Source organism: Vibrio rarus (genome assembly GCF_024347075.1).
In the GTDB taxonomy this organism is placed as follows: domain Bacteria; phylum Pseudomonadota; class Gammaproteobacteria; order Enterobacterales; family Vibrionaceae; genus Vibrio; species Vibrio rarus.
The window spans coordinates 2,734,293-2,755,849 of sequence record NZ_AP024900.1; the positions used below are offsets into that span (position 1 = coordinate 2,734,293).

The 21,557-nt window shown below is 44.8% G+C and carries 13 protein-coding genes, 7 tRNA genes and 4 rRNA genes; 8 read left to right on the forward strand and 16 right to left on the reverse strand.

Annotation, left to right across the window (positions count from 1 at the left end; all coding sequences use genetic code 11):
* Positions 1 to 57: 57 nt before the first annotated feature.
* Complete coding sequence (rsmD, locus tag OCU56_RS12470) at positions 58 to 666, forward strand: 16S rRNA (guanine(966)-N(2))-methyltransferase RsmD (RefSeq protein ID WP_261873491.1); 609 nt, start codon at positions 58 to 60, stop codon at positions 664 to 666.
* A 2-nt stretch (positions 667 to 668) separates the two neighbouring features.
* Complete coding sequence (locus tag OCU56_RS12475; RefSeq protein WP_261873492.1) at positions 669 to 938, forward strand: DUF1145 domain-containing protein; 270 nt, start codon at positions 669 to 671, stop codon at positions 936 to 938.
* Between the two features lie 109 nt (positions 939 to 1,047).
* On the opposite strand, the gene OCU56_RS12480 is transcribed toward OCU56_RS12475, so the two are convergent.
* The 5 genes from OCU56_RS12480 to OCU56_RS12500 all read right to left on the reverse strand — a co-directional run bounded on the left by OCU56_RS12480 (position 1,048) and on the right by OCU56_RS12500 (position 1,628).
* Positions 1,048 to 1,124, reverse strand: a tRNA-Pro gene (locus OCU56_RS12480).
* Positions 1,125 to 1,178: 54 nt separating this feature from the next.
* Positions 1,179 to 1,254 (reverse strand) — tRNA-His (locus tag OCU56_RS12485).
* Between the two features lie 44 nt (positions 1,255 to 1,298).
* Positions 1,299 to 1,375, reverse strand: a tRNA-Pro gene (locus OCU56_RS12490).
* Between the two features lie 55 nt (positions 1,376 to 1,430).
* Positions 1,431 to 1,506: transfer RNA gene (locus OCU56_RS12495), tRNA-His, on the reverse strand.
* 45 nt (positions 1,507 to 1,551) lie between these two features.
* A tRNA-Arg gene (locus tag OCU56_RS12500) sits at positions 1,552 to 1,628 on the reverse strand.
* Positions 1,629 to 1,916: 288 nt separating this feature from the next.
* Between OCU56_RS12500 and OCU56_RS12505 the strand changes: the two genes are divergently transcribed.
* Positions 1,917 to 2,330 (forward strand): c-type cytochrome, encoded by a 414-nt coding sequence (locus OCU56_RS12505; RefSeq protein ID WP_261873493.1) that lies wholly within the window; start codon positions 1,917 to 1,919, stop codon positions 2,328 to 2,330.
* Positions 2,331 to 2,383: 53 nt separating this feature from the next.
* Here OCU56_RS12505 and rep read toward each other — a convergent pair whose 3' ends face one another.
* Entirely contained in the window at positions 2,384 to 4,399 is a 2,016-nt protein-coding gene (rep, locus tag OCU56_RS12510) for a DNA helicase Rep (protein ID WP_261873494.1), read from the reverse strand.
* A gap of 168 nt (positions 4,400 to 4,567) precedes the next feature.
* On the opposite strand from rep, the gene OCU56_RS12515 reads away from it, so the two are divergent.
* The 4 genes from OCU56_RS12515 (at position 4,568) to ubiK (ending at position 9,732) form a co-directional block, all read left to right on the forward strand.
* Positions 4,568 to 5,140, forward strand: coding sequence for a TetR/AcrR family transcriptional regulator (locus tag OCU56_RS12515; RefSeq protein ID WP_261873495.1), 573 nt, complete (start codon positions 4,568 to 4,570; stop codon positions 5,138 to 5,140).
* A 15-nt stretch (positions 5,141 to 5,155) separates the two neighbouring features.
* The gene (locus OCU56_RS12520; protein ID WP_261873496.1) at positions 5,156 to 6,256 is read left to right on the forward strand and encodes an efflux RND transporter periplasmic adaptor subunit; all 1,101 of its coding nucleotides are present in this window, start codon (positions 5,156 to 5,158) and stop codon (positions 6,254 to 6,256) included.
* 10 nt (positions 6,257 to 6,266) lie between these two features.
* Entirely contained in the window at positions 6,267 to 9,338 is a 3,072-nt protein-coding gene (locus OCU56_RS12525; protein ID WP_261873497.1) for a multidrug efflux RND transporter permease subunit, read from the forward strand.
* A gap of 136 nt (positions 9,339 to 9,474) precedes the next feature.
* Positions 9,475 to 9,732, forward strand: coding sequence for a ubiquinone biosynthesis accessory factor UbiK (gene ubiK, locus OCU56_RS12530; RefSeq protein WP_261873498.1), 258 nt, complete (start codon positions 9,475 to 9,477; stop codon positions 9,730 to 9,732).
* 153 nt (positions 9,733 to 9,885) lie between these two features.
* Here ubiK and ilvC read toward each other — a convergent pair whose 3' ends face one another.
* The gene (gene ilvC, locus OCU56_RS12535; RefSeq protein WP_261873499.1) at positions 9,886 to 11,370 is read right to left on the reverse strand and encodes a ketol-acid reductoisomerase; all 1,485 of its coding nucleotides are present in this window, start codon (positions 11,368 to 11,370) and stop codon (positions 9,886 to 9,888) included.
* A gap of 138 nt (positions 11,371 to 11,508) precedes the next feature.
* Here ilvC and ilvY point away from each other — a divergent pair, with 138 nt between their 5' ends.
* Positions 11,509 to 12,399: an HTH-type transcriptional activator IlvY gene (ilvY, locus tag OCU56_RS12540; protein WP_261873500.1), complete on the forward strand. Its 891-nt coding sequence runs from the start codon at positions 11,509 to 11,511 to the stop codon at positions 12,397 to 12,399.
* 52 nt (positions 12,400 to 12,451) lie between these two features.
* Here ilvY and rrf (OCU56_RS12545) read toward each other — a convergent pair.
* From rrf (OCU56_RS12545) to ubiD, 9 genes are all read right to left on the reverse strand, one after another.
* A 5S ribosomal RNA gene (gene rrf / locus OCU56_RS12545) occupies positions 12,452 to 12,567 on the reverse strand.
* 43 nt (positions 12,568 to 12,610) lie between these two features.
* Positions 12,611 to 12,686 (reverse strand) — tRNA-Thr (locus tag OCU56_RS12550).
* Between the two features lie 87 nt (positions 12,687 to 12,773).
* Positions 12,774 to 12,889 (reverse strand): 5S ribosomal RNA (gene rrf, locus OCU56_RS12555).
* Positions 12,890 to 13,119: 230 nt separating this feature from the next.
* Positions 13,120 to 16,009: ribosomal RNA gene (locus tag OCU56_RS12560) — 23S ribosomal RNA — on the reverse strand.
* 382 nt (positions 16,010 to 16,391) lie between these two features.
* A tRNA-Ala gene (locus OCU56_RS12565) sits at positions 16,392 to 16,467 on the reverse strand.
* 74 nt (positions 16,468 to 16,541) lie between these two features.
* A 16S ribosomal RNA gene (locus tag OCU56_RS12570) occupies positions 16,542 to 18,094 on the reverse strand.
* Together the 16S, 23S and 5S rRNA genes with 2 tRNA genes alongside form the textbook arrangement of a ribosomal RNA operon.
* A gap of 591 nt (positions 18,095 to 18,685) precedes the next feature.
* A complete protein-coding gene (fre, locus tag OCU56_RS12575) occupies positions 18,686 to 19,396 on the reverse strand; it encodes an NAD(P)H-flavin reductase (RefSeq protein ID WP_261873501.1) in 711 nt (236 codons plus the stop codon).
* Between the two features lie 15 nt (positions 19,397 to 19,411).
* Positions 19,412 to 19,681 (reverse strand): 2Fe-2S iron-sulfur cluster-binding protein, encoded by a 270-nt coding sequence (locus OCU56_RS12580; RefSeq protein ID WP_261873502.1) that lies wholly within the window; start codon positions 19,679 to 19,681, stop codon positions 19,412 to 19,414.
* The gene (ubiD, locus tag OCU56_RS12585) at positions 19,678 to 21,534 is read right to left on the reverse strand and encodes a 4-hydroxy-3-polyprenylbenzoate decarboxylase (RefSeq protein WP_261873503.1); all 1,857 of its coding nucleotides are present in this window, start codon (positions 21,532 to 21,534) and stop codon (positions 19,678 to 19,680) included. Before ubiD ends, OCU56_RS12580 begins: the two co-directional genes overlap by 4 nt.
* Positions 21,535 to 21,557 lie beyond the last annotated feature (23 nt).

Below are 21,557 nucleotides of genomic sequence, written 5' to 3' on the forward strand. Positions count from 1 at the left end.
CTCGTATTTACGAGTACAATTTTAAAATAATCAATAGAGTATGATACCACTTATTCCATGGCCAGAAATAGCATGAGAAAACATCAAACCACCTCTTCTGCAAAAAATAGCAAGAGTACAGGTTCAATCCGCATCATTAGTGGTCTTTGGCGAGGCCGAAAACTGCCCGTTCATGATGCTGAGGGTTTACGTCCAACCACCGATAGAGTAAAAGAAACATTATTCAACTGGATTGCCAGTGATATCCCCAATGCGCGCTGTCTTGACCTTTTTGCCGGCTCTGGCGGATTAGGGTTTGAATCTGCATCAAGACAAGCTGCAGAAGTCACTTTAATTGAGCTCAATGCAACGGCCTTTCAACAGCTACAAAAAAATGCCTCAACAGTTAAAGCGACCAACATCAACGTATTGAATCAAAATTCACTAAATTTCTTGAAACAACCCGCTAAGCCATACGATATTGTGTTTATCGACCCTCCTTTCAGACAAGGTCTACTCGCAGAAAGTATAGAACTGCTAGAAAGTAATGGTTGGCTCAATAGCCAAGCGTTGATTTATATTGAGACCGAGAAAGAATTGCAAATGCCAACGTTACCAAACAACTGGCAACTGCATAGAGAGAAAGTGGCGGGTCAGGTTAGATTCCAACTATTTATAAGAGAATAATAATGAAATACCTTTTGATTTTAGCCAAGGCTGCTATTGCGTTCGTGTGGTTTGTATTGCTGTTCAATATTGTACACCCCTTTCCTGGCAAGGCCGCTATTGCGCTCTATATCATGACGGCTTTCTTACTGATGATGCATGGTCTGCAATCGGCGATTTTTTTAGGGGCTTTTGGCGATAAGGTCAAGCTCACCTCTTGGGAGAAGTGGTCCATATTAATCTTTGGCATCTTTGCTTTATTAGATATACGTCGAAAACATATGATGGACTAAAGCGAAACACCACAACGCACTTTCGAGTGCGTTTTTTTATGCTGTTGCCAAAATTTCACATTGTGAAAATGCAAAAAAGCCTCACTCTTTCGAGTGAGGCTTTATGTAGTGGTCGGTGAAGAGGGATTCGAACCCCCGACCCTCTGGTCCCAAACCAGATGCGCTACCAAGCTGCGCTATTCACCGACAAAGTTTCGCTTTAATTAAAATCAAAGCAGGGAACCGAAGTTACCTAAATGATGGGGTGGCTAACGAGATTCGAACTCGCGACCACCGGAATCACAATCCAGGGCTCTACCAACTGAGCTATAGCCACCATCAATTTTATCATCACCGCATTTATGCCATGATATTTTGTAGTGGTCGGTGAAGAGGGATTCGAACCCCCGACCCTCTGGTCCCAAACCAGATGCGCTACCAAGCTGCGCTATTCACCGACGAATGTTTCGTTTCGATTAAAATCAAAACAGGGAACCGAAGTTACCTAAATAATGGGGTGGCTAACGAGATTCGAACTCGCGACCACCGGAATCACAATCCAGGGCTCTACCAACTGAGCTATAGCCACCACTATTTTTTGCCAATATGCTGTTTATCAAAACAAGCTTCCGGATGGTACGCCCGAAAGGATTCGAACCTTCGACCTTTGGCTCCGGAGGCCAACGCTCTATCCAGCTGAGCTACGGGCGCATGCCCTATCGGCGGAGTGGAATAATACGGATATCACACTTAGCCGTCTAGTACTTTTTGCTATTTTTTTTGTGTTTGTGCTTTTTTTCAACGAAAAGCATCACTCTCTGCCTTTTTCTAGATGTGATTTAAGCCTCGCCCCCGAAAAGATAGGGTTTAATGCAACAAACATAAGATATATAATCACGCTACATTTACAACACTTTAACAGTTAGTTGTTCCACTGTGTGCGATCTATGTGCAAACGCCCATCGAATTAGCGCTTACTTAGGAATTAAAAGAGAGTTAATGGATATGCCTCGTAACCTTATTACCTTAATTACCGTCGCGCTTGTGTTTTCCAGTGCTAGCTTTGCTTCTTCCAGTCAACAGGACGACGATGCGATTGCTCAGCGTATTCAACCCGTAGGTAGTGTCTACCTTGCGGGATCTGAACCGGAACAAACCGTGGCCTCTGCTGGCCCTAGAGATGGTGCCACTGTCTATGGCACCTTCTGCCTGGCCTGTCATAGCTCTGGTGTTGGTGGAGCACCAAAGATCAATGATGCTAGCGATTGGGAAAGTCGTATTGCACAAGGCAAAGAAACCATGGTTAACCACGCCTTAAACGGCTTCAACGCCATGCCCGCTCGTGGTGCGTGTATGGATTGTAGCGATGATGAAATTATTGCCGCTATTGACCATATGATTGCCGAACTTTAAATTTTTACTAAAAATAAAAAGATGGCCTAGGCCATCTTTTTCAAGGTTAAGCATTACTTTTTAAACATGGCCCTTAGGTTGGCAATATGCGCCTGACCTTTTTCCATTCGTTCTTCTTTAGTTTGTTGTTTTTTCTTTGCTTCCCATTCCAAGTCATCAAACGGTAGTTCATCTAAGAATCGGCTTTGTGTCGGTTTTATTAGCTCGCCATACTGGCGTCGCTCCTTACATACAGTGAAGTTGAGTTCTTTTTGAGCACGAGTAATACCGACATACATTAGGCGACGCTCTTCCTCTACGTTGTCTTCATCTATACTCGTTTGGTGAGGCAGGATGCCTTCTTCTGCCCCCATGAGGTATACATATGGGAACTCTAGCCCTTTTGATGCATGTAGCGTCATAAGTTGTACTTGGTCGGCCTCTGCATCGTCTTCTCCTCGCTCCATCATGTCGCGTAGGGTTAAACGCTGCACCACCTCTTTTAAGGTTTTTTCTTCTTTATCGTAGTTGTCGCCTTCAAGATCAGCCACTATCCAAGTGTACAAATCCGAGACGTTCTTCATGCGCATTTCTGCTGCTTTGGGACTTGCTGATGTTTCGTAAAGCCAATCTTCATAATGAATATCACGCACTAAACTGCGGACCGCTTCTACCGTATTACCACGCTCTGCATTGTCTCCGACACGCACCAACCATTCGGTGAAGCGCCTTAAACTCTCTAACCCTTTTCCCGACAATGTTTGCTCTAGACCCAGCTCAAAAGATGACTCAAATAAACTTTTGCCCCGCATGTTGGCATAACTGCCGAGTTTTTCTAGAGTAACTGGCCCTATCTCTCTGCGCGGTGTATTCACTATACGCAAAAACGCATTATCATCATCCGGGTTCACTAACACTCTCAAGTAAGCCATTACATCTTTTATTTCCGCACGGGAGAAAAAAGAGGTACCACCAGAAATACGATAGGGAATACGGTTTTGCATTAACGATTTTTCGATTAAACGAGACTGGTGATTGCCTCGGTAGAGAATGGCATAGTCTTTATAATGCGTTCTGTTGACAAATTTATGAGCAATGATCTCGCCCGTTATACGCTCCGCTTCATGATCTTCATTTTTGGCCATCAGCACTTTGAGTTTTTCACCGTCAGCAATTTCAGAGAACAGTTTTTTCTCATACACATGGGGGTTATTAGCGATCAAAATATTCGCCGAGCGCAAAATTCGGCTGGTCGAGCGGTAGTTTTGCTCAAGTTTAATCAACTTTAGCCTAGGGTAATCCTCCCCTAATAACACCAAGTTTTGCGGTTTAGCTCCACGCCAAGAGTAAATCGACTGATCATCGTCCCCTACTACGGTTAAGCGACCACGTTCACCCACCAGCAGTTTCACTAATTCATATTGGCTGGTATTTGTATCTTGATATTCATCCACTAATAAATAGCGAATACGAGCCTGCCACCGCTCTCTCACTTCTTGGTTCTTTTTCAGTAGCAATACCGGCATTAAAATCAGATCATCAAAATCCAACGCATTGTATGCCACCATTTGTCTCTGATACATTTCAAAACAATCGGCAAACAAGGTCGGTAACTCACCTTGCGCTGAAGCTCTCGCTTGAGCGGGAGTTAACATGTCATTTTTCCAGTTTGAAATGGTGCTCACTAGTTGACGAAGTAAGTCTTTATCTCCATCCAAAAGATCTTCTGTCAATTCTTTCAACATGGACAATTGGTCTTGGTCATCAAAAAGAGAAAAACCCGCTTTTAACCCAAGAGCTTTATATTCACGACGAATGATATTTAGACCCAAAGTATGGAAGGTCGACACCATTAAGCCTTTAGACTCATTTTTACCTAACGTTTGTCCAACCCGTTCTTTCATTTCTCGGGCCGCTTTATTGGTAAAAGTCACCGCCGCAATGTTACGAGCTTTATAGCCACACCGTTGTACTAAGTACGCAATTTTATTGGTGATTACACGAGTCTTACCTGAGCCCGCCCCCGCCAACACAAGACAAGGTCCAGATACAAATTTTACCGCTTCATCCTGCTGTGGATTCAGTCTCATAACGCTACCGAGATAAAAAAAAGGGCTACAATCATACTGCTCACCTCATTAATTTCCAATGGAATTCTATTTTTAGCAGTGCTTACCCAAACTTACAAATACTTGCATTTACGTGGCGATGAAATAAAATGAATGAATGTTCATTCATTTTATTGGAATTGTGATTACATGGCACCTAATAACAAACGCCAAGATATCTTACAGGCAGCAGTCACTATATTAGGCAGGGATGGCTTCAAAGGTCTTTCCATTCAAAAGTTAGCCACAGAAGCGAATGTCGCTACTGGCACTGTTTATCTCTATTTTAAAGATAAAGATAAAGTCATTGTCGAAGTGAGACTTTGGCTGGCAAAGCAGTTTTCAGACATCATTCAAGCTGGAGTGTCTTCTGAGCAACCCCTTTATGAGCGATACCACACCATGTGTGAAAACATATGGAACATGGGCCAATGTCACTTAACTTTACTGCAAACTCAAATTCAATATGAATCCCTTCCTACTCCTTTGAGCGTCGAAGTACATAACATGGAAAAGAAAATGTTTGATCAACTCATCGGCCTTTTTAATGAAGGAAGAGAAAGTGGGGAAATAAAAAACTTATCTGACATTGTCTTATACTGTCTTAGTTTAGATAGTTGCTTTGCGCTTACGCGTAAACACTGCCAAAACATTGAACCTATTGACTATGCCACCTACCAATTAGCAATCCAAGCAAGCTGGGACGCTATTACCGTAAAATAACTGGAGAACCGTTCCATGAAGAAATGGACACTCATCATGCTCATCATTGCCTTAGTCCTATTTGGCAGTGTTATTGGCTTTAATATGTTCAAACAACAAAAGATTGCTGAGTATTTAGCAAATCGTCCCGAACCTGAATATCCCGTGACCATTATGACGGCAACAGCGGAAGAATGGACACCGAGCATTAGTGCTATTGGTTTTATTGAACCTCTACAGGGGGTAACTTTAACTGCGGAAGCAAGTGGTATCGTCACTAAAATCAACTTTGTATCTGGACAAAAAGTGTCTAAGGGCGATTCTCTAGTAGAGTTAGACTCTGACGTTGAAAAGGCTAACTTACAAAGTGCTCAAGCTCGCTACCCAGCCGCTGAGGCAAAATATAAACGCTATAGAGGTTTGTATAAAAAGGGGGCTATCTCTAAAGAAGGTTTTGATGAAGCAGAAGCGGCTTACCTTTCTTTAAAAGCCGACATTACCGGCTTAAAGGCAACCATTAACCGCCGTGATGTGGATGCTCCTTTCTCTGGTGTTGTAGGTATTCGCGGGGTTAACCTTGGTGAATATATGCAAGCCGGTAGCCGAATCGCCCGTCTCGAAGACATCAGTGTTATGCGTATGCGCTTTACCGTCTCGCAAAATGACATCTCACGCATCAGTATTGGTCAATCAGTGCATGTAGCGGTTGACTCTTACCCTGGTACTCATTTTAACGCCACTATATCAGCCATAGAGCCGGCGATTAATTATCAAAGCGGTCTATTACAGGTACAGGCCGATATTCCTAATGCACAAGGTAAGTTACGTTCAGGTATGTTTGCCCGCGCTCAGATTGTCCTACCAACGCTCACCAATCAAGTGGTCTTACCGCAAATCGCTATCACTTACACTTTATACGGTGACAGTGTGTACGTGTTAGACAAAGACACTCATCGCGTGACTCAACAAGTCATCACTGCTGGCGAAAGAAATAAAGACCGTGTTCGCATTCTAGATGGTATTAAACCTGGTGATACAGTTGTGACTTCAGGCCAAGTCCGCTTAAGCAATGATTCTAAAGTCAAGGTTGTTGAGAGTGATGCCACTACGCCACCAACTGAAACTCCAATGCTGTAAGGGATAGACCATGCGATTTACAGACATTTTTATAAAGCGCCCTGTGCTGGCCATTTCAATTAGCTTTTTAATTGCGCTACTTGGACTGCAAGCCATCTTTAAGATGCAAGTGCGTGAATACCCCGAAATGACCAATACCGTCGTCACAGTGACTACGGGTTACTATGGTGCCAGTGCCGACTTAATCCAAGGCTTTATTACTCAGCCTCTTGAACAAGCTATTGCACAGGCAGACAACATTGATTTTATGACTTCACAGTCAGTACTTGGTAGCTCAACCATTACTGTCACCATGAAGCTGAATACCAATCCCAACGCTGCCTTAGCGGATATTTTGGCGAAAACTAACGCCGTGCGATCTCAGTTACCTAAAGAGTCAGAAGATCCCACAGTAACCATGTCTACCGGTTCCACCACTGCCGTTATGTACATTGGTTTTACCAGTGATGAACTCGCCTCTAGCCAGATCACTGATTACCTTGAGCGCGTTATCAATCCGCAACTCTTTACCGTCAATGGCGTCTCTAAAATTGATCTCTATGGTGGTGCAAAATACGCGCTACGCGTGTGGCTAGACCCGGCTAAAATGGGCGGGCTACAACTGACTGCTACCGATGTTATGGGCGTACTCGATGCCAATAACTTCCAGTCAGCCACCGGGCAGGCCACAGGAACCTTTGTTTTATACAATGGTAGCGCAAACACTCAGGTTTCTAGTGTTCAAGAGCTCAAAAACCTAGTGGTGAAACAAGATAATGGACAGGTTGTTCGCCTGAGTGATATTGCCAAGGTCACCCGTGAGAAAAGTCACGATGTCTATCGCGCCAGTGCCAATGGCCAAGAGGCTGTGGTGGTTGCGGTAAATGGAGCACCTAGTGCTAACCCTATTAACATAGCTGAAGATGTCTTAAAACTCTTACCGCAACTCAAGAAAAACTTACCTAGCAATATCAAGATGAATGTCATGTATGACTCTACTGTTGCTATCAATGAGTCCATTCATGAGGTGGCGAAAACCATCATTGAAGCGGCGCTTATTGTATTAATTGTTATTACGTTATTCTTAGGTTCATACCGTGCCGTGCTTATTCCTATTGTTACTATTCCTCTGTCTCTCATTGGTGTAGCAATGTTTATGCAGGCCCTTGGCTTTTCTTGGAACTTAATGACCCTGCTGGCTATGGTATTAGCCATCGGACTGGTGGTGGATGACGCCATCGTTGTGTTAGAGAACGTAGACCGGCATATAAAACTAGGGGAAACACCTTTTAGAGCGGCTATTATCGGTACTCGAGAAATTGCCGTTCCCGTTATTGCCATGACACTGACGCTGGGTGCGGTTTATGCGCCTATCGCTCTTATGGGAGGGATTACCGGTTCCTTATTTAAAGAGTTTGCATTAACCCTTGCCGGCGCTGTATTTGTGTCGGGGATTATCGCATTAACCCTCAGCCCAATGATGTGCTCCACTATCTTAAAGCAAAATGAAACCCCTAATCGCTTTGAGCTGTTTGTGCATAAAAAATTGGATGCGTTAAGTGAAGCGTATGCTTCGGCATTGGGCTCTGTAATGCAACATAGAGGGGTAGTCATTGCCTTCGCCTTGATTGTATTTGGTAGCCTACCCTTACTGTTTAAATTTATTCCAAGTGAACTGGCACCATCAGAAGATAAAGGTGTGGTAATGATGATGGGTACAGGCCCATCCAGTGCCAATTTAGATTACTTGCAAAACTCGATGAATGAAGTCAACAAAATGCTTGATGCGCAACCAGAGGTAGCTTATGCCCAGATTTTTACTGGCGTACCTAGCTCTAACCAAGCATTTGGTATTGCGTCATTGAAGCCCTGGAGTCAACGTGAAGCAAGCCAAGCAGATATCACTAATAGAGTATCAGGTTTAGTTGCAGACATCCCTGGAATGGCCGTTACGGCATTCCAAATGCCAGAATTACCTGGGGCAGGTTCTGGGTTACCTCTGCAATTTGTTATTACGACACCAAGTAGCTTTGAGAGCCTATTTCAAATCGCAACCAATGCATTAGCAGAAGTCACAGCCAACCCACAATTTGTCTACTCTAATTTGGATCTGAACTACGATTCAGCCACGATGAAAATTACCATAGATAAAGACAAGGCAGGGGCTTACGGCGTTACCATGCAGGACATAGGTATTACTTTAAGTACTATGATGGCCGATGGTTACGTTAACCGAATTGATCTATATGGACGCTCCTATGAAGTCATTCCTCAGGTAGAACGTAAATATCGTCTTAACCCGGAATCAATGAATAACTACTATGTTCGCTCGTCCAATGGCGAATCGATTCCTCTAGGCAGTTTAATCAACATTGATGTTGTCCCTCAGCCTAGAACGTTGCCACACTTTAACCAGTTAAACTCGGCCACTATTGGCGCTGTACCCGCACCTGGTGTAACCATGGGCGATGCTATCGCTTGGTTTGAATCTACGGCAGTGGAGAAATTACCAAGTGGCTACAACCATGACTACATGGGAGAGGCACGTCAATTTGTAACAGAAGGAAGTGCACTCTATACCACTTTCCTACTGGCCATTGCGATTATCTTCCTAGTGTTAGCTATCCAGTTTGAATCATTACGTGATCCACTAGTTATTATGGTATCAGTACCTCTTGCTATCAGCGGAGCTTTAGTGGCATTAGCCTGGGGACTGGCAACCATGAATATCTACTCACAAGTTGGGCTTATTACGTTAGTAGGGTTAATTACCAAGCACGGTATATTAATTTGTGAGGTTGCTAAAGAAGAACAATTACACCATCAGCGCAATCGTGTCGATGCTGTAATGGCAGCGGCGAAAGTACGGTTAAGACCTATCTTAATGACTACCGCGGCTATGATTGCAGGCTTAATACCCTTAATGTACGCCACTGGTGCAGGTGCGGCTCAGCGCTTTAGTATTGGTATTGTAATTGTTGCCGGCCTAGCCATCGGTACTCTATTTACTTTATTTGTGCTTCCTGTGATCTACAGCTTTATCGCTTCACAGCATAAACCTCTACCTGAATTTGATGAGGTTAGCACCTCTTCATCTGACTAATTCAACACAACAAACCCAAAGGGCTCATTTATGAGCCCTTTTTTGTGTTAAAAGTAAATGCCGGTCTCTCTTTTGCTTGCGACAGCCGATAGTAAATTGCTTAGAATATAACAAAAGAAAATAGAGAGATGTTCCCATGTTTGACCCTAAGAAACTTGAGCAGATTGCAAAGCAGATTCATGAATCAATGCCTCAACCAGTAAAAGACCTTGGTACTGACGTTGATCAAAAAGTGCGTCAGGTTATTCAGTCTCAACTCAATAAGTTAGACCTTATTAGCCGCGAAGAATTTGAAGTGCAAACCCAAGTATTACTGCGTACTCGTCAAAAGCTAAATGAAATGGAAAAGAAAATGGCCGCTCTAGAAGAGAAGCTATCTTCTAAGAGCGAGTAATACCCATCACGGTAAGTAAATGATCAGTTAATTACGACGATAGGTATTAGTACTGCCACGCATCAAAAAACAAAAAAGGCTTGGTATATTAATACCAAGCCTTTTTATTTTAAACAGAGCACTTGGGATCCCAAGCGCCCTAAAATAGGACGATTAACCGCCTACTGCGATACGTTTCATGTCCGTCATATAACCACGAAGTTCTTCACCTACGAACTCAACTGGGTGGTTACGAATCGCTTCGTTCACTTCAATTAGGCGTTGGTTATCAACGTAGTTAGACTCTTCATTTAAGCCTTTACCAATGACATCAGTAGCAACGGCCGGCATGAACTTCTCACGTAAAAGTGGCGTTGCTACGTTAGCAAACAAGTAGTTACCGTATTCAGCTGTATCAGAGATAACCACGTTCATTTCGTATAGGCGCTTACGTGCCACGGTGTTGGCAATCAAAGGTAGCTCATGTAGAGATTCGTAATATGCAGACTCATCAATGATGCCTGATGCTGTCATTGCTTCAAATGCTAGCTCAACACCCGCACGAACCATAGCAATCATTAGAATGCCATTGTCAAAATATTCTTGCTCAGTGATCTCTACATCAGAGTCTGGGTAGTTTTCAAAAGCTGTTTGGCCCGTTTCTTCACGCCATTTGAATAGGTTCACGTCGTCGTTTGCCCAGTCAGCCATCATAGAGCTAGAGAACTCACCTTGGATGATGTCATCCATGTGTTTGTTATATAGCGGACGCATTAGATCTTTTAGCTCTTCAGAAAGGTCAAAGGCACGGATCTTCGCTGGGTTAGATAGGCGATCCATCATATGAGTGATGCCACCAAATTTAAGTGCTTCTGTGATTGTTTCCCAACCGTATTGCAGAAGTTTGCCGGCATAACTTGCATCGATACCGTCAGCAATCATTTTCTCGTAACATACGATAGAACCGGCTTGTAACATGCCACAAAGGATAGTTTGCTCACCCATAAGGTCAGATTTAACTTCTGCAACAAAAGAAGACTCTAGGCAACCTGCGCGATGACCACCAGTACCTGCTGCCCACGCTTTAGCGATATCCCAACCTTCACCTTTAGGGTCATTTTCTGGGTGAACGGCGATAAGTGTTGGAACGCCAAAGCCACGTTTGTATTCTTCACGTACTTCTGTACCTGGACACTTCGGAGCTACCATCACAACGGTAAGGTCTTTACGAATCTGCATGCCTTCTTCAACAACGTTGAAACCATGAGAATAACCAAGAGCTGCCCCTTGCTTCATTAATGGCATGACTGTTTCAACAACGTTGCTGTGTTGCTTATCAGGAGTCAGGTTAACGACAAGATCTGCTTCAGGAATTAAAGTCTCGTAACTGCCTACTTCAAAGCCATTTTCTTTCGCATTTTTGAAAGATTGACGCTGCTCATCAATTGCCGCTTGGCGTAATGCATAAGATACATTCAAGCCAGAATCGCGCATGTTTAAACCTTGGTTTAAACCTTGAGCACCACAACCTACGATAACCACTTTCTTACCTTTTAGGTAATCAGCTTCTGTAGCAAATTCAGAACGGTCCATAAAACGGCAACGACCTAATTGGTCCAATTGCTCACGTAGGTTTAGTGTATTGAAATAGTTAGCCATGAGGCCTCTCCTTAAAAATTCTATCCATAGTTCGGCTTTGTTCGCCGATTGAGTTCATACTAATTCAGGTTTTAGATTGCTTAAAGTGATATATTCACAAGTAATCATTGCAAATTGTGCAACAAGAAGATAACTCAAATGAACATAAAAAGCCTACAAGTTTTTCTACATCTTTCTGAAAGTAAGAGCTTTAGCAAGACAGCATCGGCAATGCATATGAGCCCATCCGCACTTAGTCGACAAATAAAGCGTCTTGAGCAAGAAGCACAGCAAGTTCTTTTTATTCGAGATAATCGAAGTGTCGAGCTCACAACCGCAGGTAGAGAGTTACTGCCCGTGGCGCACAATATCATTAACCAATGGCAGACCTTTAGCCTAAATTTCGCGAGAAAAGAAGATGTGTTAAAAGGAGAGATCAGGTTATTTTGCTCTGTTACCGCAAGCTATAGCCACCTCCCTCGATTACTCTCTGAGTTTCGCCTTCTTCACCCCTTAATAGAGTATAAATTAAGTACGGGCGATCCTGCCCAAGCCATAAATAAAGTGTTAAATGATGAGGCTGATATCGCCATTTCAGCGCACAGCGAACAACTACCATCAAGAATTGCTTTTGAAAATATCAGTGAAATATCACTGTCAGTAATAGCACCTAAAAGAGTGGCCAATATTGAAAGCATGCTCACAGAACCAATAAACTGGAATAAAATACCATTTATTATCCCCTCAGAGGGTACCGCAAGAGATCACTGCAATAACTGGTTTAAGCGCAGTAAAATTAAACCTAATATTTATGCTCAAGTTTCAGGTCATGAAGCTATTGTCAGCATGGTAGCTTTAGGCTGTGGTATTGGCATTGCTCCGGACGTAGTCATCAATAACAGCCCAGTAAAAGACCATATTCAAAAGCTTGATGTCGCGCCTGTAAAACCATTTAAACTAGGGGTTTGTTGCAAGCGATCTCAGCTCAATAATCCTTTAATAAAGGCTCTTTGGAACGTTGCAGAAGCAAACTATATCCCGACTAATTAGGATACTGTAGAAATGACAAAGCCCCGTCGAATGACGAGGCTTTTGAATGCAAACCTGGCGATGTCCTACTCTCACATGGGGAAGCCCCACACTACCATCGGCGCTATTGTGTTTCACTTCTGAGTTCGGCATGGAATCAGGTGGGTCCACAATGCTATGGTCGCCAAGCAAATTTTGTGTGCTATCAGATTAAGTATCTAATAACAAAATATGGTGCTAGTACCCAGAGTCGAACTGGGGACCTCACCCTTACCAAGGGTGCGCTCTACCAACTGAGCCATACCAGCAAATATTGGTCTATACAAAGATTAAAAAACCCGCGTAAAGCGGGTTTTAAAACGTTTTCACTTTTTAAAAAGTGAAAAGAAATTAGAGCCTGGCGATGTCCTACTCTCACATGGGGAAGCCCCACACTACCATCGGCGCTATTGTGTTTCACTTCTGAGTTCGGCATGGAATCAGGTGGGTCCACAACGCTATGGTCGCCAAGCAAATCTGTTATATCCGCTTGCTCTAATGCATAATTTCGGCGTTACCTTGCTCGTTTGTTCAGTCATTTACATCAGTAAATTCCTTCTCAAGCCTCACAAGCTGCCTTGAACTTAAGCATTAGCGCTACGCTAAGCAGATATTTAAAATTCGGAAAACTGTTATTTAAAAGTTCGTATACACATTCAATCTGTTCTTTCTTTGAGTCCATCAAAACCCCTTGGGTGTTGTATGGTTAAGCCTCACGGGCAATTAGTACAGGTTAGCTCAATGCCTCGCAGCACTTACACACCCTGCCTATCAACGTTCTAGTCTCGAACAACCCTTTAGGACACTTAAAGTGCCAGGGAAGACTCATCTCAGGGCTCGCTTCGCGCTTAGATGCTTTCAGCGCTTATCGATTCCGAACTTAGCTACCGGGCAATGCCATTGGCATGACAACCCGAACACCAGAGGTTCGTCCACTCCGGTCCTCTCGTACTAGGAGCAGCCCCCTTCAATCTTCCAACGCCCACGGCAGATAGGGACCGAACTGTCTCACGACGTTCTAAACCCAGCTCGCGTACCACTTTAAATGGCGAACAGCCATACCCTTGGGACCGACTTCAGCCCCAGGATGTGATGAGCCGACATCGAGGTGCCAAACACCGCCGTCGATATGAACTCTTGGGCGGTATCAGCCTGTTATCCCCGGAGTACCTTTTATCCGTTGAGCGATGGCCCTTCCATTCAGAACCACCGGATCACTATGACCTGCTTTCGCACCTGCTCGAATTGTCATTCTCGCAGTCAAGCGGGCTTATGCCATTGCACTAACCACACGATGTCCAACCGTGTTTAGCCCACCTTCGTGCTCCTCCGTTACTCTTTGGGAGGAGACCGCCCCAGTCAAACTACCCACCAGGCACTGTCCTCAACCCCGATTAGGGGTCTAAGTTAGAACATCAACACTACAAGGGTGGTATTTCAAGATTGCCTCCACCCCATCTAGCGACGAGGTTTCAAAGGCTCCCACCTATCCTACACATGTAGGGTCAATGTTCAGTGCCAAGCTGTAGTAAAGGTTCACGGGGTCTTTCCGTCTAGCCGCGGGTACACTGCATCTTCACAGCGATTTCAATTTCACTGAGTCTCGGGTGGAGACAGCGTGGCCATCATTACGCCATTCGTGCAGGTCGGAACTTACCCGACAAGGAATTTCGCTACCTTAGGACCGTTATAGTTACGGCCGCCGTTTACCGGGGCTTCGATCAAGAGCTTCGACCTAAGTCTAACCCCATCAATTAACCTTCCGGCACCGGGCAGGCGTCACACCGTATACGTCATCTTACGATTTTGCACAGTGCTGTGTTTTTAATAAACAGTTGCAGCCACCTGGTATCTGCGACTCCTAGTAGCTCCATCCGCAAGGGACTTCACCGCCAAGAGCGTACCTTCTCCCGAAGTTACGGTACCATTTTGCCTAGTTCCTTCACCCGAGTTCTCTCAAGCGCCTTGGTATTCTCTACCCGACCACCTGTGTCGGTTTGGAGTACGATTCCTTATAATCTGAAGCTTAGAGGCTTTTCCTGGAAGTATGGCATCAATGACTTCATCGCACGTAGCGACTCGACATCGTATCTCAGCGTTAACAGTGGTCCGGATTTACCTAAACCACCCGCCTACTTACTTGAACCTGGACAACCATCGCCAGGCCCACCTAGCCTTCTCCGTCCCCCCATCGCAATTATAAGAAGTACGGGAATATTAACCCGTTTCCCATCGACTACGCCTTTCGGCCTCGCCTTAGGGGTCGACTTACCCTGCCCCGATTAACGTTGGACAGGAACCCTTGGTCTTCCGGCGAGGGAGTTTTTCACTCCCTTTATCGTTACTCATGTCAGCATTCGCACTTCTGATACGTCCAGCAGCCCTTACAGACCACCTTCAACCGCTTACAGAACGCTCCCCTACCCCGCATACAAAGTATGCAGCCGCAGCTTCGGTGTATAGCTTAGCCCCGTTACATCTTCCGCGCAGGCCGACTCGACCAGTGAGCTATTACGCTTTCTTTAAATGATGGCTGCTTCTAAGCCAACATCCTGGCTGTCTAAGCCTTCCCACATCGTTTCCCACTTAGCTATACTTTGGGACCTTAGCTGGCGGTCTGGGTTGTTTCCCTCTCCACGACGGACGTTAGCACCCGCCGTGTGTCTCCCGGATAGTACTCAATGGTATTCGGAGTTTGCAAAGGGTTGGTAAGTCGGGATGACCCCCTAGCCTTAACAGTGCTCTACCCCCATTGGTATTCGTCCGAGGCGCTACCTAAATAGCTTTCGGGGAGAACCAGCTATCTCCAGGTTTGATTGGCCTTTCACCCCTAGCCACAAGTCATCCGCTAATTTTTCAACATTAGTCGGTTCGGTCCTCCAGTTGATGTTACTCAACCTTCAACCTGCCCATGGCTAGATCACCTGGTTTCGGGTCTAATCCTAGCAACTCGACGCCCAGTTAAGACTCGGTTTCCCTACGGCTCCCCTATACGGTTAACCTTGCTACTAAAATTAAGTCGCTGACCCATTATACAAAAGGTACGCAGTCACGCTTCGAGGCGCTCCTACTGCTTGTACGTACACGGTTTCAGGTTCTATTTCACTCCCCTCACAGGGGTTCTTTTCGCCTTTCCCTCACGGTACTGGTTCACTATCGGTCAGTCAGTAGTATTTAGCCTTGGAGGATGGTCCCCCCATGTTCAAACAGGATATCACGTGTCCCGCCTTACTCGATTTCACTTTAAATCACATGTCGACTACGGGGCTATCACCCTTTATTGCGGCACTTTCCAGAGCCTTCGTCTGTATCATTAAAAGCTTAAGGGCTAATCCAATTTCGCTCGCCGCTACTTTCGGAATCTCGGTTGATTTCTCTTCCTCCGGGTACTTAGATGTTTCAGTTCCCCGGGTTTGCCTCATTAACCTATGTATTCAGTTAATGATACCTGCTTATGCAGGTGGGTTTCCCCATTCAGAAATCCCAGACTCAAATGGTTATTACTACCTAATCTGGGCTTATCGCAAGTTATTACGTCTTTCATCGCCTCTGACTGCCAAGGCATCCACCGTGTACGCTTAGTCACTTAACCATACAACCCCAAAGGGTCTTGCTAACGCAATACGCTTGCTACAGCGTAGTATGACGTTTCCAAGGTGCGTTATCTCTTTATTATGAGCGAGATAACATTCGATTTTGCCGGACTCAAATTACACACCTACTTAAAGTAGATGTCCTTTTTTGTTCTACTTTTTTAAAAAAAGTGGAAATAAAAAGGCAAGAACACTTGAATGTGTGTTGGTACCTAACAATAAATTGTTAGGATTTGAGAACTTTTAAATTTGAATATTGTTAATCAAACAATATTCGTCAGCTTTCCAAATTGTTAAAGAGCATGTTTATTTCCTAAAAAGGAAAAAACCATTTTTAAATATTCTCTATTTTCTAAAGAAAAGAACAAAAACACTTAAAGATGGTGGAGCTATGCGGGATCGAACCGCAGACCTCCTCGCTGCCAGCGAGGCGCTCTCCCAGCTGAGCTATAGCCCCATCTGGAAGTTTCCTGCTCTAACTTTCTAAACCATATCAATCTGTGTGGACACTCATCGTGAGCAATCATCGTATAAGGAGGTGATCCAGCCCCAGGTTCCCCTAGGGCTACCTTGTTACGACTTCACCCCAGTCATGAACCACAAAGTGGTGAGCGTCCTCCCGAAGGTTAAACTACCCACTTCTTTTGCAGCCCACTCCCATGGTGTGACGGGCGGTGTGTACAAGGCCCGGGAACGTATTCACCGTGACATTCTGATTCACGATTACTAGCGATTCCGACTTCATGGAGTCGAGTTGCAGACTCCAATCCGGACTACGACGCACTTTTTGGGATTCGCTCACCATCGCTGGTTGGCCGCCCTCTGTATGCGCCATTGTAGCACGTGTGTAGCCCTACTCGTAAGGGCCATGATGACTTGACGTCGTCCCCACCTTCCTCCGGTTTATCACCGGCAGTCTCCCTGGAGTTCCCACCATTACGTGCTGGCAAACAAGGATAAGGGTTGCGCTCGTTGCGGGACTTAACCCAACATTTCACAACACGAGCTGACGACAGCCATGCAGCACCTGTCTCAGAGTTCCCGAAGGCACCAATTCATCTCTGAAAAGTTCTCTGGATGTCAAGAGTAGGTAAGGTTCTTCGCGTTGCATCGAATTAAACCACATGCTCCACCGCTTGTGCGGGCCCCCGTCAATTCATTTGAGTTTTAATCTTGCGACCGTACTCCCCAGGCGGTCTACTTAACGCGTTAGCTCCGAAAGCCACGGCTCAAGGCCACAACCTCCAAGTAGACATCGTTTACGGCGTGGACTACCAGGGTATCTAATCCTGTTTGCTCCCCACGCTTTCGCATCTGAGTGTCAGTATCTGTCCAGGGGGCCGCCTTCGCCACTGGTATTCCTTCAGATCTCTACGCATTTCACCGCTACACCTGAAATTCTACCCCCCTCTACAGTACTCTAGCCTGCCAGTTTCAAATGCGGTTCCGAGGTTGAGCCCCGGGCTTTCACATCTGACTTAACAAACCACCTGCATGCGCTTTACGCCCAGTAATTCCGATTAACGCTCGCACCCTCCGTATTACCGCGGCTGCTGGCACGGAGTTAGCCGGTGCTTCTTCTGTCGCTAACGTCAAACACATAAGCTATTAACTTATATGCCTTCCTCACGACTGAAAGTACTTTACAACCCGAAGGCCTTCTTCATACACGCGGCATGGCTGCATCAGGCTTGCGCCCATTGTGCAATATTCCCCACTGCTGCCTCCCGTAGGAGTCTGGACCGTGTCTCAGTTCCAGTGTGGCTGATCATCCTCTCAGACCAGCTAGGGATCGTCGCCTTGGTGAGCCATTACCTCACCAACTAGCTAATCCCACCTGGGCATATCCTGAAGCGAGAGGCCCGAAGGTCCCCCTCTTTGGTCCGTAGACGTCATGCGGTATTAGCTATCGTTTCCAATAGTTATCCCCCACATCAGGGCAATTTCCCAGGCATTACTCACCCGTCCGCCGCTCGACGTCCAACAAATCACCCGAAGGGTCAATGTTGTCGTTTCCGCTCGACTTGCATGTGTTAGGCCTGCCGCCAGCGTTCAATCTGAGCCATGATCAAACTCTTCAATTAAAGTTTTTGTGTTCCGAAGAACGGCTCAATGAATACTGACTTCAAAACTGTTCCTTACTCGAAAGTAAGAAGTAATTTTAAAGCTATTATCGTTCCAACAGAACGATAATGAATTGACTGTGCTCTTATTGGTTTTCACTTTTAAAAAAGTAAAACAAAACAGCTCAAGGCTGATTTCCAATTTGATTTTGGTCACTCAGTTCATTGATAAATCTTTTCGATTATCATCAACGAGTGCCCACACAGATTGATAGGTTTAAATTGTTAAAGAGCGTGCTTTTGATGCTTCCTTTGTGAGGTACATCTCAAAGCGGACGGCCATTCTAGCGTTTTGAACCTCAGTGTCAAACACTTTTTGAATTTAATTTTCTAAGTGAAGTTAAATTCAAATGGTTCGGCTAGTTAGCCTACTGATTTGCTACGAAGCGTTGCCGCTGTTGCCGTGTCAGTGGGGCGCATTATAGAGATACTAGTTACATTGGCAAGGCTTTTTTTAATATATTTGCCAGTTCTTTTCTTTACGCTCAATAAACAAACAGCCTGCTTAAAAAGCAGGCTGTTTGTTTGTGTTTAGGGTGTTTTTTAAACTATTTATAGAAAAGCAAATGCATCAGAATAAATTTGCTCTACTTTGGCTTTTTTATTAAAGATAAATTGCTCTCTAGCACTGCCAGCCATTTCAAATCGGCCAGCAATATAAATATCGTATTCTGATAAATCTTTAAAGTCTGCCATAACAGCTTGCAGTACATTCCCTTTTTTACCAGTCCATAACCTTTCATCGTTTTCTATTACTGGGACAAAATGAATATTGTCATGTTGTACATCAAGATCAATTAACTCTTCAAACGCATACAGCTGAGATTTTGTTCTTGCTCCCCAGTATAGGTGAATCGAGTTATTGATATTTTGACTGATGCAGTGATCCAGGATAGAACGAACATAACTAAAGCCTGTACCACCAGCAATTAATAGTAAAGAACGCTCGCTTTGCTGAAGGTGCGCGTCACCATGCGGGGCATCAATAGCAATTTCACCATCACTATTCAGCGCTTCTTGCATACGATTCACTACTTCTAGTGCATAGGCGTTTTCTTCTGCTGCCCCAATATGCAGCTCCAACTCTCCAGCATGACGACATGGGCTACTCGCAATAGAAAATGGGCGTTTATCTTTCTCTCCCATTATAACCATCAAATACTGGCCCGCTTTAAACTCTACTGGTGTTTCGGGATGAAGCAATACACGAAAAGTGTTGCTAGCGAGTGGCTCAATCGACTTTACTTTACAACGAACGGTCATATCTTCCTCTGTTTCTTACTCTTCAAAAGTAAGTACTAAATCTGTAGTGGCATACGCCTGACAAGCAAATACCCAACCTTGAGCTTGCTCTTTCTCTGTCAGCATTGGTTGCAACTGATACTCTATCGTACCGGTCTTTAGGCGGCATAAGCACATACCACATGCTCCCACCTGGCAACGATTTGGAAATGCTATATTTTGCGCAAGAGCGGCATCCAATATTGTCTGCTGCTGTTGCGTTTCAAATGTGATTCCGCTAAGTAAAAGCTTTACCTTATAGGTCATAATATCTCGAGCTTATCCCAAAATTGGTCAACACGAGCAACAAGTTGTTTATCTTTGTGTATTGGCCTGCCCCACTCTCGACTCGCCTCACTGCCGATCTTATTAGTTGCATCAATACCTAATTGTGATTGTGCGCCATCAAAAAACTGCGAATCACGAGCAGGATCCATACGAGTGGTAATGGCCCAAATAACATCATTCCAATCTCGGATATTGACGTCTTCGTCGCAAACGATAACAAACTTAATTGCGCGGTATTTAGAGAACGCTGCTAACGTTGCCTTGATGATATTACTGCCCTGGTGTTCCTGCTGCTTGGCTATTGATACAATTGCCATACCGCCATGTTGTGCTTCCGCAGGAAGATAACAATCCACAATGCAAGCGTGTTGCTGTTTCAATGATTGGCTAGTCTGCTGTATTTGATGCTCACTCAATGGTGACATTGCTATAGGTTGCTCATTGAATACCGCTAACTCCGCCGGCCACTTTATCGTGGCATCGAGTCCCATCTTTGAGCCTAACCCCACCACAGGGGATGCAAAATCCAAAGAGTCAATAGGGGTGTTCTCTATCATTACTATATCGCGCTTAGGTTGCATATGCTCGGTCATAGCACCAATAACTTGCTGCCAATCTCGGGCATTGATGGTTTCATCACAAACAACAACATATTTGGTATACATAAACTGACGCAGAAAAGACCACACTCCCATCATGACGCGCTTAGCATGTCCGGGATATTGCTTCTTCATTGTCACTACGGCCATTCGGTAGGAACACCCTTCAGGGGGGAGATAGAAATCTTCAATCTCTGGAAATTGCTTTTGTAAAATAGGCACAAAGACTTCGTTCAAAGCCACCCCTAACACGGCAGGTTCGTCAGGTGGACGCCCCGTATAGGTACTGTGATAAATAGGGTCTTTACGCATAGTGATGTGCGTAATGGTAAACACGTTATGACTTTCTACTTCGTTGTAATAGCCCGTATGATCCCCGTACGGACCTTCATCGGCAAATTCATTAGGGTCAATATAACCTTCAAGTACAATTTCAGCTCCTGCAGGTACATCTAAGTCATTACTTATAGATTTAATCACCTCAGTTTTACTACCGCGTAATAGACCGGCAAAAGCATATTCTGACAATGAATCTGGCACTGGTGTCACGGCCCCAAGGATGGTGGCAGGATCGGCACCAAAGGCTACGGAGACAGGAAAAGGCTTACCTGGATTTGCGGCAACCCAATCTCGCAAGTCTAATGCCCCCCCTCGATGAGCCAGCCAGCGCATGATGACTTTGTTTTTACTCAGCTTCTGCTGACGATAGATACCTAAGTTTTGTCTTTTTTGGTTGGGACCTTTAGTTATGGTCAGACCCCAGGTCAATAATGGTGCTACGTCACCCGCCCAACAGCTCATAACCGGAAGCTGATCAAGATCGACGTCATCCCCTTGCCAAATAATTTCTTGGCATTTTGCTCTGCGCAATCGTTTTGCGGGCATATTTAACACCTGCTTAAATACAGGTAGCTTATCTAGCGCATCTTTAAAGCCTTTGGGTGGCTCAGGCTCTTTTAGATAGGCCAATAACTTGCCTACTTCTCGCAAATCACTGACTTGTTGACGCCCCATACCTAGAGCGACTCTTTTCGACGTGCCAAATAGATTGGTTAATACGGGCATGCTATAACCAATAGGGTTTTCAAATAACAGAGCTGGGCCACCAGCACGTAACGTGCGGTCACTGATTTCCGTCATCTCATAATGGGGATCAACAGGGTGGGATATGCGCTTTAATTGCCCTTCTTTTTCTAAAAGCGCAATAAAATCTCGCAAGTCTTTGCAGCTCATAACAGTCCGTTTCGCCTAAAAAT

Excerpts from the sequence above, each read along its gene's own strand:
- OCU56_RS12580 (WP_261873502.1), bottom strand. The coding sequence starts at position 19,681 with ATGACCTATAAGGTAAAGCTTTTACTTAGCGGAATCACATTTGAAACG.
- OCU56_RS12505 (WP_261873493.1), top strand. The coding sequence starts at position 1,917 with ATGGATATGCCTCGTAACCTTATTACCTTAATTACCGTCGCGCTTGTG.
- OCU56_RS12475 (WP_261873492.1), top strand. The coding sequence starts at position 669 with ATGAAATACCTTTTGATTTTAGCCAAGGCTGCTATTGCGTTCGTGTGG.
- rsmD (WP_261873491.1), top strand. The coding sequence starts at position 58 with ATGGCCAGAAATAGCATGAGAAAACATCAAACCACCTCTTCTGCAAAA.
- fre (WP_261873501.1), bottom strand. The coding sequence starts at position 19,396 with ATGACCGTTCGTTGTAAAGTAAAGTCGATTGAGCCACTCGCTAGCAAC.
- OCU56_RS12515 (WP_261873495.1), top strand. The coding sequence starts at position 4,568 with ATGGCACCTAATAACAAACGCCAAGATATCTTACAGGCAGCAGTCACT.
- ubiD (WP_261873503.1), bottom strand. The coding sequence starts at position 21,534 with ATGAGCTGCAAAGACTTGCGAGATTTTATTGCGCTTTTAGAAAAAGAA.
- ubiK (WP_261873498.1), top strand. The coding sequence starts at position 9,475 with ATGTTTGACCCTAAGAAACTTGAGCAGATTGCAAAGCAGATTCATGAA.
- OCU56_RS12520 (WP_261873496.1), top strand. The coding sequence starts at position 5,156 with ATGAAGAAATGGACACTCATCATGCTCATCATTGCCTTAGTCCTATTT.
- ilvY (WP_261873500.1), top strand. The coding sequence starts at position 11,509 with ATGAACATAAAAAGCCTACAAGTTTTTCTACATCTTTCTGAAAGTAAG.
- rep (WP_261873494.1), bottom strand. The coding sequence starts at position 4,399 with ATGAGACTGAATCCACAGCAGGATGAAGCGGTAAAATTTGTATCTGGA.
- ilvC (WP_261873499.1), bottom strand. The coding sequence starts at position 11,370 with ATGGCTAACTATTTCAATACACTAAACCTACGTGAGCAATTGGACCAA.
- OCU56_RS12525 (WP_261873497.1), top strand. The coding sequence starts at position 6,267 with ATGCGATTTACAGACATTTTTATAAAGCGCCCTGTGCTGGCCATTTCA.